This window comes from Klebsiella pneumoniae (genome assembly GCF_000742135.1).
Classification (GTDB): Bacteria; Pseudomonadota; Gammaproteobacteria; order Enterobacterales; family Enterobacteriaceae; genus Klebsiella; species Klebsiella pneumoniae.
Map to the genome: position 1 here is coordinate 4,061,840 of NZ_KN046818.1, position 12,970 is coordinate 4,074,809.

Below are 12,970 nucleotides of genomic sequence, written 5' to 3' on the forward strand. Positions count from 1 at the left end.
GCGGTAAGCAAGAAAAATCGGCGCAATTCTAACAGGGAAAGCAAACGTTTGCGAGCCTGCTTTACAGTTGGCGTAAAACCGCTGATGAATGGTTAAATTTGATACTGCTCACGAAAATGAAACCGGGTACAGTCTGGTGCTTGCCTCTACGTAAAGGAATCCCCATTATACGACTGAAACCGGTTTCCGTGTTGGTTTGCCACGCATTTTGTCGGTGATTGACGCGGGTCAGGAGAGGGATGAATGAAGATTGCGGCATTTGATATCGGTGGCACCGCGTTAAAGATGGGCGTGATGGCCCGCGACGGCAGGCTGCTGGAAACCGCCAGGCAGTCAATCAATGACAGCGATGGCGATCGGATCTTACAGGCAATGCTGTCGTGGCTGGCGGCCCATCCGTCGTGTGAAGGAATAGCCATCAGCGCGCCGGGCTATATCGATCCGCACAGCGGTTTTATCACCATGGGCGGCGCTATCCGTCGATTTGATAACTTCGCCATGAAATCGTGGCTCGAGACGCGAACCGGGCTGCCGGTCTCGGTGGAAAACGACGCCAACTGTGTGCTGCTGGCCGAGCGCTGGCAGGGCAAAGCGGCGGAGATGGCCAATTTTCTGGTGCTCACTATCGGTACTGGCATCGGTGGGGCGATTTTCTGCCAACACCAGCTGATCAACGGGGCGCGTTTTCGTGCCGGCGAATTCGGCTACATGCTTACCGACCGTCCCGGCGGACGCGATCCTCGTCGCTATTCGATGAATGAGAACTGCACTCTGCGGGTGCTGCGCCATCGCTATGCGCAATATATTGGCGCGCCGCTGGATAGCGTGACAGGCGAACTGATTTTCGACCGCTATGACGCCGGCGACCCGGTTTGTCAGCGTCTGGTCGCCGAGTTCTTCAATGGCCTGGGCCATGGCCTTTATAACCTCGTCCATATCTTCGATCCGCAGACCATTTTTATCGGCGGCGGCGTTGTGGAACGCCCAGGATTTCTGACGCTACTGTGCCAGCATCTGGCCTGGTTCGGCATTGCCGACTATCTCGATACCGTCAGTCACGGCAACGATGCCGGCCTGATTGGCGCGGTTTACCATTTTAATCAGCTGTATCGTTCGCCAGACGACGATCGACATTAGGGAGAGACTATGTCCGGATTTAAAGCAGGTTTTCTGTGGGGCGGCGCGGTCGCAGCGCATCAGTTAGAGGGCGGCTGGCAGGAGGGCGGCAAGGGGATCAGCGTGGCGGATGTGATGACCGCCGGCGCCCACGGCGTGCCGCGGGAAATTACCGACGGCGTGGTGGCCGGGAAAAACTACCCGAACCATGAGGCGATCGATTTTTATCATCGTTATCCACAAGACCTGGCGCTGTTTGCCGAGATGGGCTTCAAATGTTTTCGCACCTCGATTGCCTGGACGCGTATTTTCCCGCAGGGCGATGAGCTGGAGCCCAACGAGGCTGGCCTGAAGTTTTATGATGATCTGTTCGACGAATGCCTGAAACACGGCATTGAGCCAGTCATTACGCTGTCGCATTTTGAAATGCCTTATCATCTGGTCACCGAGTACGGCGGCTGGCGCAACCGCAAGCTAATCGACTTTTTCGTGCGCTTTGCCAGGGTCGTCTTCACCCGCTATCAACATAAAGTGAAGTACTGGATGACCTTTAACGAGATCAACAACCAGGCCAACTTCCATGAGGACTTTGCCCCCTTCACCAACTCCGGTTTGAAATATTTGCCGGATGAAGACCGGGAACCGGTGATGTACCAGGCCGCGCACTATGAGCTGGTGGCCAGCGCCCTGGCGGTGAAAGCGGCGCGCGAGATCAACCCGGCGCTGCAGATTGGCTGCATGATCGCTATGTGCCCCATCTATCCGCTGACCTGCGCCCCGGACGATATGATGATGGCGATGAACGCCATGCACCGCCGTTACTGGTTTACCGACGTCCACGTGCGCGGTCGCTATCCGCAGCATCTGCTCAACTATTTTGCCCGCCGCGGCTTTACTCTGGATATCACCGAAGCCGATCGTCAGGCGTTAACCGAGGGCTGTGTCGACTACATTGGCTTTAGCTACTATATGTCGTTCGCTACCAAAGCCACCGAAGACAACCCCTTGCTTGATTATGATGAAACCACCAGCCTGGTCTCCAACCCGTACGTCAAAAAGTCGGACTGGGGCTGGCAGATTGACCCGGTCGGCCTGCGCTATTCGCTGAACTGGTTCTGGGATCACTACCAGCTGCCACTGTTTATTGTCGAAAACGGCTTTGGCGCGATTGATGTCCGCGAAGCGGACGGCAGCGTCAATGACCAGTATCGTATCGATTATCTCTCCGCCCATATCGCGGAGATGAAAAAGGCGGTGGTCGAGGATGGCGTCGATCTGATGGGCTACACCCCCTGGGGCTGTATCGATCTGGTTTCCGCCGGCACGGGGGAAATGAAAAAACGCTACGGCTTTATTTATGTCGATAAAGATAATGAAGGCAATGGCACGTTGGCACGCAGCCGGAAAAAGTCCTTTGCCTGGTATCAGCAGGTAATTGCCAGCAACGGGGAGAAGCTGTCGTAGTCGGGTGGCGCTAACGCTTAACCGACCTACAATACACGTAGGCCCGCGTAAGCGTATGGACTGCACCCCGCACCCAAGCCGGAGCCTCGCCTCCGGTTTTTTTGTCTCTAAATCACTTTGCTTGATATACGTCAAGCAAGATGGGTATGGCACAATCCGCAAAAAGCGGTATAATCCCGCGATTTTTTTTGTGGCTGCCCCTCAGAGGAGAAAGAGAATGAAGATTGTGGAAGTCAAACACCCACTCGTCAAACACAAGCTGGGCCTGATGCGCGAGCACGACATCAGCACCAAACGCTTCCGTGAACTCGCCTCAGAAGTGGGCAGCTTACTGACTTATGAAGCCACCGCCGATCTGGAGACTGAGAAAGTCACTATTGAAGGCTGGAACGGTCCGGTGGAAGTCGAGCAGATCAAGGGCAAGAAAATTACCGTTGTGCCTATCCTGCGCGCTGGCCTCGGCATGATGGAAGGGGTGCTGGAGCACGTGCCAAGCGCGCGTATCAGCGTGGTCGGTATCTATCGCAATGAAGAAACCCTCGAGCCGGTGCCTTACTTCCAGAAACTGGTGTCTAACATCGATGAACGTATGGCGCTGGTCGTTGACCCGATGCTGGCCACCGGTGGGTCGATGATCGCCACTATCGATCTGCTGAAAAACGCCGGCTGCACCAGCATCAAGGTGCTGGTGCTGGTGGCGGCGCCGGAAGGGATTGCCGCGCTGGAGAAAGCCCACCCGGACGTTGAGCTGTACACCGCCTCTGTCGATAAGGGACTGAACGAGCACGGGTATATCATTCCCGGTCTCGGCGATGCCGGCGACAAGATTTTTGGAACGAAATAAAATATACCGCGAAAAAAGCCGACTTTGAGAGTCGGCTTTTTTTTGAATAAAAGTAATCCACAGCAAATAACAGACGACTCTCAGAGGAATACACTATGACGCGCCGTGCCATCGGGGTGAGTGAAAGACCGCCGCTTTTACAGACAATCCCGCTTAGTTTGCAACATCTGTTCGCCATGTTTGGCGCAACGGTACTGGTGCCTATTCTGTTCCACATTAACCCGGCCACCGTCCTGCTGTTCAACGGCATCGGTACGCTGTTGTACCTCTTTATCTGTAAAGGCAAAATTCCCGCTTATCTGGGATCAAGCTTCGCTTTTATCTCCCCGGTGCTGCTGCTGTTGCCGCTGGGCTACGAAGTGGCGCTGGGCGGCTTTATTATGTGCGGCGTGCTGTTCTGCCTCGTCTCCTTTATTGTCAAAAAAGCCGGTACCGGCTGGCTGGATGTGATGTTCCCGCCGGCGGCGATGGGCGCCATCGTTGCGGTTATCGGCCTCGAACTGGCGGGCGTGGCGGCTAATATGGCCGGGCTGCTGCCGGCCGACGGCCAGTCACCGGACAGTAAAACCATTATTATCTCGATGGTGACCCTGGCGGTGACGGTGTTCGGATCCGTGCTGTTCCGCGGCTTCCTGGCGATTATCCCGATCCTGATCGGCGTGCTGGTGGGCTATGCGCTGTCGTTTGTGATGGGCGTGGTCGATACCACCCCGATCGCCGAGGCGCACTGGTTCGCGCTGCCGACTTTCTACACTCCGCGCTTTGAGTGGTTTGCTATCTTCACCATACTGCCCGCCGCGCTGGTGGTGATTGCCGAGCACGTGGGGCATCTGGTGGTGACCGCCAATATCGTTAAGCGCGATCTGATCCGCGACCCGGGCCTGCATCGTTCGATGTTTGCCAACGGCCTGTCGACGATCGTTTCCGGCTTCTTCGGTTCGACGCCCAACACTACCTACGGTGAAAATATCGGCGTGATGGCGATTACCCGGGTCTACAGCACCTGGGTAATCGGCGGCGCGGCGATCATTGCGATTCTGCTCTCCTGCGTCGGCAAACTGGCGGCGGCTATCCAGATCATCCCGGTGCCGGTGATGGGCGGCGTTTCCCTGCTGCTGTACGGGGTGATCGGCGCCTCGGGGATCCGCGTACTGATTGAATCGAAGGTGGATTACAGTAAAGCGCAGAATCTGATCCTCACCTCCGTGATCCTGATCATCGGCGTTAGCGGCGCTAAAGTGCACATTGGCGCCGCCGAGCTGAAAGGGATGGCGCTGGCGACTATCGTGGGCATCGCCCTCAGCCTGATTTTCAAGCTTATCAGCGTCCTGCGTCCGGAAGAGGTGGTCCTCGACGCGGCGGATAGCGAAGAGTTTAAATAACGATCGCCTGACCGGGCGGCGATCCCGCCCGGTTCTCTCCTGACCTAAATCTGTGGTAAACTCTTCGCGTTTTTCTGTAAGCCTATGTTGAGGTCCATCTGAACGCACCGGCACAGCTCTCTTTGCCACTGTATCTTCCTGACGACGAAACCTTCGCGAGTTTCTGGCCGGGTGATAATCCTTCCCTACTTGCCGCCCTCCAGAACGTACTGCGCCAGGAACACAGCGGGTACATTTATATCTGGTCACGTGAAGGGGCAGGTCGTAGCCACCTGTTACACGCCGCCTGCGCGGAGCTTTCCCAGCGCGGGGATGCGGTAGGCTACGTGCCGCTGGATAAACGGACGTGGTTTGTGCCCGAGGTGCTGGAGGGGATGGAACAGCTGGCGCTGGTGTGCATCGATAACATCGAGTGCGTCGCCGGCGATGAGCCCTGGGAGATGGCCATCTTTAATCTCTATAACCGGATCCTGGAATCAGGCAAAACCCGGCTGCTGATCACCGGCGATCGGCCGCCGCGGCAGCTGAATCTTGGCCTGCCGGATCTGGCCTCACGGCTGGACTGGGGGCAGATCTATAAGCTGCAGCCGCTGTCGGATGAAGACAAACTGCAGGCGCTACAGCTGCGCGCCAGACTGCGCGGCTTCGAGATGCCTGAAGATGTGTGCCGCTTCCTGCTGAAGCGGCTGGATCGCGAGATGCGTTCGCTGTTTATGACCCTCGATCAGCTGGATCATGCCTCGATTACCGCTCAGCGCAAGCTGACGATCCCCTTCGTGAAAGAGATCCTTAAGCTTTAGTCCGCCAGGGGAGTCAGCTCCTGCTCCGTCAGCCCGGTCAACCGGGCGACCAGGTCGCGCGGAAGGCCGCTGTGCAGCATAGCGACAGCGATGCGCTGCGCCTCTTCTTTCCGTCCTTCCTGACGGCCTTGCGCCAGGCCCCGCTCCAGCCCCTGTTGTTCCAGATATTCCGCAATCGTCATCAACGTCTCCTTATGCTGCGGCGTACGTAACGCCAGCTCGCGAATGAATTTAATCGGCTCGCGCGTGTTGCCTGCCTGCACCAGATAGTGCATCAGGGCTTGTACCTGCGATTCCGTCGCCAGTCCAGTCAATAATAATTCGCTCAGCTTGTCGAGGAGCTGCGCCAGATCGCGTTGTCGAATATGTGTTTGCAGTAACTCCAGCGTTGCCATGCGCTGGTGGGTGGCAATCTCGTCATCCGGAATGACGGTTATGTCCGCCAGCGGAAACGCCCCGTGATAAAGGTGACCGGCCAGCTCCGGAGCGACGAATTCATCGAGCCAGCGCAGAGAGAACGGATAGGGGCTCACCAGACCGTGGTAGAAGAGAACAGGGATCACCAGCGGCAGGCGATCGTGGCCGGCATCGAGATGGCGCTGCATGGCGGCGATGGCGTAGCGCATCAGACGAAAGGCCATATGCCGGTCGGGCGTGCTCTGGTGTTCGATAAGCGCATAAATATAACCGTCGCCCGCCGTGGTTTTCAGGGAATACAAAATGTCGGCGTAAAAGGGACGCAGATCGTCTTCGACAAAATGCCCGGACTCGAGATGCAGCGTACGCAGATCGCACACTTTAAGCAGCGTCTCGGGCAGATACAGCTGCAGGAAATCACGGGCGGTATCGGGATGGGAGAGGTAGGTCTTAAACACGGCGTCATGGGGCGTGGAGGTCGGCTTTTTCATGTTCATCCGTCCAGTGGATTGAGCGATGGATGAACAGTAGCACCGTCCGGCGGGCGGGAGATATTGGCGTGAAAGATCTGGAATCGCCCACGTAAAAAAAAGCGCCGCGCAAGCGCGGCGCGGGTGAGTTAGCTTACGATCTCAAGAACCTGTTCCGGCGGGCGGCCAATACGCGCCTGGCCGCGGCTGACGACGATAGGGCGCTCGATGAGTTTCGGATTGTCGACCATCGCCTGTATCAGCGCCGCGTTGCTGAGAGCCGGGTCGGCCAGATTGAGCGATTTATACAGCTCCTCTTTCTGGCGCATGAGCTCGCGGGGGCTCTCCATACCCAGCAGCTGCAGCAGCTGGCGCAGTGTCCCGGCATCCGGTGGCGTCTCAAGATAAAGCACCACCTCAGGATCGATGCCGCGACTCTGCAGCAGGCTCAGCGTTTCGCGGCTCTTGGAGCAGCGTGGGTTATGGTAAATTTTTACCGCGTCGGTCATGGGGTCTCCTTACATTTTTTGATAGGGACGGAAGCGAGCCTGCAGATCGCGTAGCTGATCGATACGGGCATCGTAACGTGCCTGCTGCAGGCTACCGAGTTTCACCTGCGAGCTGGCGCTGCTGAGCAGGGAAATCGCCTGCTCCAGCTGGCCGACCAGCGCCATGCTTTCAGCCCGCGCCGCCAGCTCCTGATCGCGATTGCCCAGCGCGCCTTCCGCCTGGGCCAGCAGGTCCCAGCCGTTGCCATCCTCTTTATAGGTAAAGGTATACCGGTTCAGAATGGTCGCCGCTTCCCCGGGCTGCCCGCCCTGCAGCAGGGCGTTGGCCAGGTTCAGCTGCAGCACCGGATTAGTACGCAGCTCGCGGGCGTTTTTAAGGCGATTGATGGCGTCGCTGGTTTTCTTCTGTCCGAGGTCGATATCAGTGGCCAGATCGAGATACCAGGCATTTTGCGGGTCGGCGTTGAGCAGCGGCTGCAGCGTTTTGCGTGCCTGGTCAAAGTTGTTGCTTTCCATCGCCAGCAGAGCGCGACCATACTGGGCGGCATGCTGTTGGCGGATATTGCCTTTATCCCAGGCGTTCAGCAGATCGGTGCCCAGCTTGTTGTCGCCGTTAGTGTACATCCCGAGGGTACGCGCCTTCGCCAGATAGAAGTCCGCCGAGGACTGTACCACCACCGGGCGCATCTGGTTGGCACGGTTACGGGCATCGGCCAGTCGGCTTTCCGGTAGGGGGTGGGTGAGCAGCATTTCCGGCGGTCGCGTCGAGTAGCGCGACTCGTCAAGCAGTTTACCCATAAACATCGGCATAGCCTGCGGGTCGAAACCCGAGCGCTGCAGAACCTGAATGCCAATCCGGTCGGCCTCTTCTTCGTTCTGGCGGGTGAAGCTGATCATACCCTGCTGGGTGCCGGCCAGCGTCCCGGTCAGGGCCGCCATTCCGGCCTGCGGGCTGGCCATCGCCAGCAGAATCGAACCCAGGGCACCGACCCAGGTCAGCGGCGCATTGCGTTTCTGATCTTCCATCGCGCGGGCGAGATGCCGCTGCGTCACGTGGGAGATTTCGTGCGCCATGACAGAGGCCAGTTCGCTCTCGTTATCAGAGTAGCGGAACAGGGCGGAGTGGAGGACCACATTGCCGCCGAAGAAGGCGAAGGCGTTGATCTGGTCGTTATTAATCAAATAGAAGTGGAACGGGGTACGCACCGAGTTGGCGTGAGCCACCAGACGCATACCCAGCCCGTTGATATATTGCACCAGCAGAGGGTCGTTGATCAGCGGCGCGCTACCGCGCAGTTGGCGGACGTAGTAATCCCCCATCTGCATTTCCTGACCGATTGACAGCGTGCTTCCTGCGGAGGTTCCCATGTCCGGCAGGGTATCTGCGGAGTCAGCAAAAGCAGGACCTATCGAACCCAGCGTCAGCGACGCGATCGCGATCGCCACCAGCGTTTTCTTCAACTGCCTGAACATAACCTCTGTCCTGTAATGTGGGTGTGCCAGTTTGACCGATTGTGCGGCGTAATGTTCCCTGGCCGCATCCCAGCGAGTTTAGCTGGCGTTGGCCGCCTTGAAAATATGTTCTTCATGGCGGAGAACGGTTTGACTGCGGCGCATCAAAAAGCGAAGTCTTTTTTGTGACATTTCGATACAATTCCCCGGATTGTCGCCGCTTGGCCCTTCAGGGAAGGTTTTATGCTTGAGATGTTAATGCAGTGGTACCGCCGTCGATTCAGCGACCCTGAGGCGATAGCGCTGCTGGTTATTTTGCTTGCCGGTTTCGGCATTATGTTCTTTTTCAGCGGCCTGCTGGCCCCGTTGCTGGTGGCTATCGTGCTGGCCTATCTGCTGGAGTGGCCGACCGTTCGTCTGGAGCGCATCGGTCTGTCGCGCACCTGGGCCACCTCGCTGGTGCTGATCCTCTTTGTGGGCATCCTGCTGTTGCTGGCCTTTGTGGTGCTGCCGGTAGCCTGGCAGCAAGGGATCTACCTCATCCGCGATATGCCGGGCATGCTAAATAAGCTCTCTGATTTCGCCGCCACGCTGCCGCGGCGCTATCCGGCGTTAATGGATGCCGGCATTATCGATGCGATGGCGGAAAATATGCGCACCCGGATGCTGACGGTGGGCGACTCGGTGGTTAAGTACTCTCTGGCCTCGCTGGTGGGGTTACTCACCCTGGCGGTCTATCTGGTGCTGGTGCCGCTGATGGTCTTCTTCCTGCTGAAGGATAAAGAGCAGATGCTCAACGCGGTGCGCCGCGTTCTGCCGCGCAATCGCGGGCTTGCCGGGCAGGTGTGGAAAGAGATGAACCAGCAGATCACCAACTACATTCGCGGCAAGGTGCTGGAGATGATTGTCGTCAGCGTCGCCACCTGGATAGGCTTTATTCTCTTTGGCCTCAACTACTCGTTGCTGCTGGCGGTGCTGGTGGGCTTCTCGGTGCTGATCCCCTATATCGGCGCGTTTGTGGTGACCATTCCGGTGGTGGGGGTGGCGCTGTTTCAGTTTGGCGCTGGCACCGAGTTCTGGAGCCTGTTTGCGGTCTATCTGATTATTCAGGGGCTGGACGGTAACCTGCTGGTTCCGGTGCTGTTCTCGGAAGCGGTCAATTTACACCCGCTGGTGATTATCCTGTCGGTGGTGATCTTTGGCGGACTGTGGGGATTCTGGGGCGTCTTCTTCGCCATTCCGCTGGCCACGCTGATTAAAGCTGTGGTGCATGCCTGGCCGGATGGTTTGGCGGTCGACGACTAAGGCAATGAGAATAAAAAAAGACGCCGGGCGAGGGCTTCCTCTCCCGGCGTCTTGCTTTGCATCAGGCGTTTTCTTTCAGCCAGTTCAGCACCACGTCGTGGTGATTGCTGGTTTTGAAATCATCAAAGACGTGTTCGATTTTGCCATCGGCATCGATGAGGAAACTAATCCGGTGGATCCCGTCGTAGGTTTTCCCCATAAAGGATTTTTCGCCCCAGACGCCAAACTGCTCGCAAACCTGATGGTTTTCATCAGACAGCAGCGTAAAGTTCAGCAGCTCTTTTTCGGCGAAACGGGAGAGTTTTTCCGGTTTATCGGTGCTGATGCCCAGCACTTCAACGCCGGCTTTTTTCAGGTCGTCCATATTATCGCGCAAGCCGCACGCCTGTACGGTGCAGCCCGGGGTCATGGCTTTCGGGTAAAAATAAACCAGGACACGTTGTCCCTGGAAGTCGGTTAAATTTACTTCCTCGCCGTCCTGGTCCGGTAAGCTAAATTTCGGTGCGATATCACCGGCTTTCAGTGGGGTCATGGGTTAAACTCCATCCTGTTCATCATGCTGTGAATAATTAACGATGTTAATACTGCCTTGTGCGTTCAGTTCTGTACATAGGGCTTTGAACGCTTGTTCGATATTTGCTGCATTTTGCGTCGCAGGACTGTGGGCAGTTATCTGAATAAAAAGCTGCGCGGAATCGCCGTCTCCCGGCTGCGTGCGGGACACCAGCTCCGCAATATTCATATTCCATGTATCGCACAGGGCAGTAAAGCGCTCGATGATATGCGGTGAGTCCGGCACCTCAACCTGGACCCAAACGGTGTTTGGCATGGCCTGCGGCGGGCGCGCAGTGGTGCGTTTCATCACGATCAACAGCTCCAGCTCCGCGCCTTTCAGCGGCAGAGTTGATTCGATCAGGTTAATCGCATTCCACGACCCGGAAAGCAGCATGATAAACGTAAACTCATCACCGAGCATGGCCAGCCGGCTGTCTTCGATATTACAACCGCAGCTGCTGACGTGGCGAGTGATCGTATTCACGATGCCGGGACGGTCAGCCCCCAGGGCGGTAATAACCAGATAGTGTTGTAATGAGGCTGTCAAACCTGTTCTTCCTTTAAAAAGGTGAGGTAACATTAGGAAAGCATAAAAAAAACCGCCATACAACATCCCTGATGGCGTCGGGTCTCTTGCTTTTATTACAGCTCCAAACGTAACATTGAGAATCTTGTCGCACTTCTGCTCTGAGGATGGCCCATGTTCACGGGAAGTATTGTAGCGCTTGTCACGCCGATGGATGAAAACGGTAATGTCTGCCGGACAAGCCTGAAAAAACTGATTGATTACCATGTCGCCAACGGAACCTCGGCGATCGTTTCGGTAGGGACTACCGGTGAATCCGCAACGCTGAGCCATGAAGAGCATGGCGACGTGGTGATGATGACGCTGGAGCTGGCCGACGGGCGTATTCCGGTTATCGCTGGAACGGGAGCCAATGCAACCGCAGAGGCGATTAGCCTGACCAAACGTTTTAACGATAGCGGTGTTGTTGGCTGCCTGACGGTCACTCCTTATTATAACCGTCCGACCCAGGAAGGCCTGTTCCAGCACTTTAAAGCTATCGCCGAACATACTGACCTGCCGCAAATTCTGTATAATGTGCCGTCCCGTACCGGTTGCGATATGCTGCCGGAAACCGTTGGCCGTCTGGCGGAAATTAAAAATATTGTCGGTATTAAGGAAGCAACAGGGAACTTAAGTCGCGTTCACCAGATCAAAGAGCTGGTTTCAGACGACTTTATTCTGCTGAGCGGTGACGATGCGACCGGTATGGACTTCATGCAGCTCGGCGGCGTAGGCGTGATTTCTGTTACGGCCAACGTGGCGGCGCGCGAAATGGCCGACATGTGCCGTCTGGCGCTGGCGGGTCAATTTGCCGAAGCTCGTGCGATTAACCAGCGTCTGATGCCACTGCATACAAAATTATTTGTCGAACCCAATCCTATCCCGGTGAAATGGGGATGCAAGGCGTTGGGTCTTGTGGCGACCGATACGCTGCGCTTGCCGATGACGCCTATCACCGATCATGGTCGTGAAGCCGTCACTGCCGCGCTGAAGCATGCCGGTTTGCTGTAAAGTTTAGGGAGATTTGATGGCTTACTCAGTACAGAAGTCGCGCCTGGCGAAGGTTGCGGGTGTTTCGCTGGTTCTACTCCTCGCGGCCTGTAGTTCTGACTCGCGCTATAAGCGTCAGGTGAGCGGTGATGAGGCCTATTTACAGGCATCACCGTTGAGCGAACTTCATGCGCCGGCGGGGATGATCCTGCCGATTCAGGTGGGTGATTACAATATTCCGGTGGCTAACAGCACCGGCGCGGTCGGTAAAGCGCTGGACATTCGTCCGCCGGCGCAGCCGCTGGCGCTGGTGAGCGGTGCGCGGACCCAGTTTAACGGCGATACCGCGACGCTGATGGTCGAGAACGGCCGCAGCGGTTCGCTGTGGGCACAGGTCACCAGTATTCTTCAGGCGAAGAACTACGTTATCGCCAAGCGCGATGATGCGAGCCAGACGCTGAACACCGACTGGGTTGAGTGGAACCGTCTTGATGAAGATCAGCAGTATCGCGGTCGTTATCAAATCTCCGTCAAACCGCAGGGTTATCAGCAAGCGGTGGTCGTTAAGCTGGTGAATCTGGAGCAGGCGGGTAAACCGGTTGCCGATCCGGCGTCTCTGCAGCGCTACAGCACCGCTATGCTGAACGTCATTTCGGAAGGCCTTGACATGAATGCCACCAGCGCCCAGAACGCCGCACAGCGCAGCGCGGGGGCCACCTTCGACGTGCAGAGCGCCGCCGACGATACCGGCCTGCCGATGCTCGTTGTTCGCGCGCCGTTTAACCTGGTGTGGCAGCGTCTGCCGGGCGCCCTCGAGAAAGTGGGGATGAAAGTGACCGACAGCACGCGCTCTCAGGGCAGCATGGCGCTGACCTATAAGCCGCTGTCTGACAGCAGCTGGCAGGAGCTGGGCGCACGTGACCCGCAGCTGGTCTCCGGCGACTACAAACTGCAGGTCGGCGACCTCGATAACCGCAGTAGCCTGCAGTTTATCGACCCGAAAGGCCACACCCTGACGCAGTCGCAAAATGACGCCCTGGTAGCCGTATTCCAGGCCGCATTTAACAAGTAATCAAAAGGGCTGGAGCAATCCGGCCC

General features: G+C 57.0%; 14 protein-coding genes. 9 read left to right on the forward strand and 5 right to left on the reverse strand.

The window, feature by feature from the left end:
* Window positions 1-243 precede the first annotated feature (243 nt).
* The 5 genes from bglK to DR88_RS06445 all read left to right on the forward strand — a co-directional run bounded on the left by bglK (window position 244) and on the right by DR88_RS06445 (window position 5,606).
* The gene (gene bglK, locus DR88_RS06465) at window positions 244-1,137 is read left to right on the forward strand and encodes a beta-glucoside kinase BglK (protein ID WP_025860605.1); all 894 of its coding nucleotides are present in this window, start codon (window positions 244-246) and stop codon (window positions 1,135-1,137) included.
* 9 nt (window positions 1,138-1,146) lie between these two features.
* Window positions 1,147-2,580, forward strand: a complete 1,434-nt coding sequence (locus DR88_RS06460) for a 6-phospho-beta-glucosidase (protein ID WP_004149286.1) — start codon at window positions 1,147-1,149, stop codon at window positions 2,578-2,580.
* 217 nt (window positions 2,581-2,797) lie between these two features.
* Window positions 2,798-3,424 (forward strand): uracil phosphoribosyltransferase, encoded by a 627-nt coding sequence (gene upp / locus DR88_RS06455; RefSeq protein WP_002913827.1) that lies wholly within the window; start codon window positions 2,798-2,800, stop codon window positions 3,422-3,424.
* 95 nt (window positions 3,425-3,519) lie between these two features.
* Window positions 3,520-4,806 (forward strand): uracil permease, encoded by a 1,287-nt coding sequence (uraA, locus tag DR88_RS06450; protein WP_002913824.1) that lies wholly within the window; start codon window positions 3,520-3,522, stop codon window positions 4,804-4,806.
* A gap of 98 nt (window positions 4,807-4,904) precedes the next feature.
* Window positions 4,905-5,606 (forward strand): DnaA inactivator Hda, encoded by a 702-nt coding sequence (locus DR88_RS06445; RefSeq protein ID WP_020947395.1) that lies wholly within the window; start codon window positions 4,905-4,907, stop codon window positions 5,604-5,606.
* Here DR88_RS06445 and DR88_RS06440 read toward each other — a convergent pair.
* The 3 genes from DR88_RS06440 to bepA all read right to left on the reverse strand — a co-directional run bounded on the left by DR88_RS06440 (window position 5,603) and on the right by bepA (window position 8,475).
* A complete protein-coding gene (locus DR88_RS06440) occupies window positions 5,603-6,514 on the reverse strand; it encodes an Rpn family recombination-promoting nuclease/putative transposase (RefSeq protein ID WP_025860608.1) in 912 nt (303 codons plus the stop codon). The two genes, DR88_RS06445 and DR88_RS06440, sit on opposite strands and share 4 nt — an antisense overlap.
* Window positions 6,515-6,642: 128 nt before the next feature.
* On the reverse strand, window positions 6,643-7,002 hold the full coding sequence (gene arsC, locus DR88_RS06435) for an arsenate reductase (glutaredoxin) (RefSeq protein ID WP_004174871.1): 360 nt from the start codon (window positions 7,000-7,002) through the stop codon (window positions 6,643-6,645).
* 9 nt (window positions 7,003-7,011) lie between these two features.
* A complete protein-coding gene (gene bepA, locus DR88_RS06430; RefSeq protein ID WP_004149282.1) occupies window positions 7,012-8,475 on the reverse strand; it encodes a beta-barrel assembly-enhancing protease in 1,464 nt (487 codons plus the stop codon).
* A gap of 51 nt (window positions 8,476-8,526) precedes the next feature.
* Between bepA and DR88_RS31035 the strand changes: the two genes are divergently transcribed.
* Both DR88_RS31035 and DR88_RS06425 read left to right on the forward strand, forming a co-directional pair.
* Window positions 8,527-8,643, forward strand: coding sequence for a hypothetical protein (locus tag DR88_RS31035; RefSeq protein ID WP_004221267.1), 117 nt, complete (start codon window positions 8,527-8,529; stop codon window positions 8,641-8,643).
* A 54-nt stretch (window positions 8,644-8,697) separates the two neighbouring features.
* Complete coding sequence (locus tag DR88_RS06425) at window positions 8,698-9,759, forward strand: AI-2E family transporter (protein ID WP_002913806.1); 1,062 nt, start codon at window positions 8,698-8,700, stop codon at window positions 9,757-9,759.
* Between the two features lie 61 nt (window positions 9,760-9,820).
* On the opposite strand, the gene bcp is transcribed toward DR88_RS06425, so the two are convergent.
* Both bcp and DR88_RS06415 read right to left on the reverse strand, forming a co-directional pair.
* The gene (gene bcp, locus DR88_RS06420) at window positions 9,821-10,291 is read right to left on the reverse strand and encodes a thioredoxin-dependent thiol peroxidase (RefSeq protein ID WP_002913805.1); all 471 of its coding nucleotides are present in this window, start codon (window positions 10,289-10,291) and stop codon (window positions 9,821-9,823) included.
* 3 nt (window positions 10,292-10,294) lie between these two features.
* Window positions 10,295-10,861 (reverse strand): glycine cleavage system transcriptional repressor, encoded by a 567-nt coding sequence (locus tag DR88_RS06415; RefSeq protein WP_002913804.1) that lies wholly within the window; start codon window positions 10,859-10,861, stop codon window positions 10,295-10,297.
* Between the two features lie 153 nt (window positions 10,862-11,014).
* Between DR88_RS06415 and dapA the strand changes: the two genes are divergently transcribed.
* Both dapA and bamC read left to right on the forward strand, forming a co-directional pair.
* Window positions 11,015-11,893: a 4-hydroxy-tetrahydrodipicolinate synthase gene (gene dapA / locus DR88_RS06410; RefSeq protein WP_002913803.1), complete on the forward strand. Its 879-nt coding sequence runs from the start codon at window positions 11,015-11,017 to the stop codon at window positions 11,891-11,893.
* Window positions 11,894-11,909: 16 nt separating this feature from the next.
* On the forward strand, window positions 11,910-12,944 hold the full coding sequence (gene bamC, locus DR88_RS06405; protein ID WP_004149279.1) for an outer membrane protein assembly factor BamC: 1,035 nt from the start codon (window positions 11,910-11,912) through the stop codon (window positions 12,942-12,944).
* The last annotated feature ends 26 nt before the right edge of the window (window positions 12,945-12,970 follow it).

Bases quoted from the DNA above. Each gene is read 5' to 3' on its own strand.
- dapA (WP_002913803.1), top strand. From the start codon at position 11,015: ATGTTCACGGGAAGTATTGTAGCGCTTGTCACGCCGATGGATGAAAAC.
- DR88_RS06460 (WP_004149286.1), top strand. From the start codon at position 1,147: ATGTCCGGATTTAAAGCAGGTTTTCTGTGGGGCGGCGCGGTCGCAGCG.
- bcp (WP_002913805.1), bottom strand. From the start codon at position 10,291: ATGACCCCACTGAAAGCCGGTGATATCGCACCGAAATTTAGCTTACCG.
- bglK (WP_025860605.1), top strand. From the start codon at position 244: ATGAAGATTGCGGCATTTGATATCGGTGGCACCGCGTTAAAGATGGGC.
- bepA (WP_004149282.1), bottom strand. From the start codon at position 8,475: ATGTTCAGGCAGTTGAAGAAAACGCTGGTGGCGATCGCGATCGCGTCG.
- uraA (WP_002913824.1), top strand. From the start codon at position 3,520: ATGACGCGCCGTGCCATCGGGGTGAGTGAAAGACCGCCGCTTTTACAG.
- arsC (WP_004174871.1), bottom strand. From the start codon at position 7,002: ATGACCGACGCGGTAAAAATTTACCATAACCCACGCTGCTCCAAGAGC.
- bamC (WP_004149279.1), top strand. From the start codon at position 11,910: ATGGCTTACTCAGTACAGAAGTCGCGCCTGGCGAAGGTTGCGGGTGTT.
- DR88_RS06425 (WP_002913806.1), top strand. From the start codon at position 8,698: ATGCTTGAGATGTTAATGCAGTGGTACCGCCGTCGATTCAGCGACCCT.
- DR88_RS31035 (WP_004221267.1), top strand. From the start codon at position 8,527: ATGTTCCCTGGCCGCATCCCAGCGAGTTTAGCTGGCGTTGGCCGCCTT.
- upp (WP_002913827.1), top strand. From the start codon at position 2,798: ATGAAGATTGTGGAAGTCAAACACCCACTCGTCAAACACAAGCTGGGC.
- DR88_RS06440 (WP_025860608.1), bottom strand. From the start codon at position 6,514: ATGAAAAAGCCGACCTCCACGCCCCATGACGCCGTGTTTAAGACCTAC.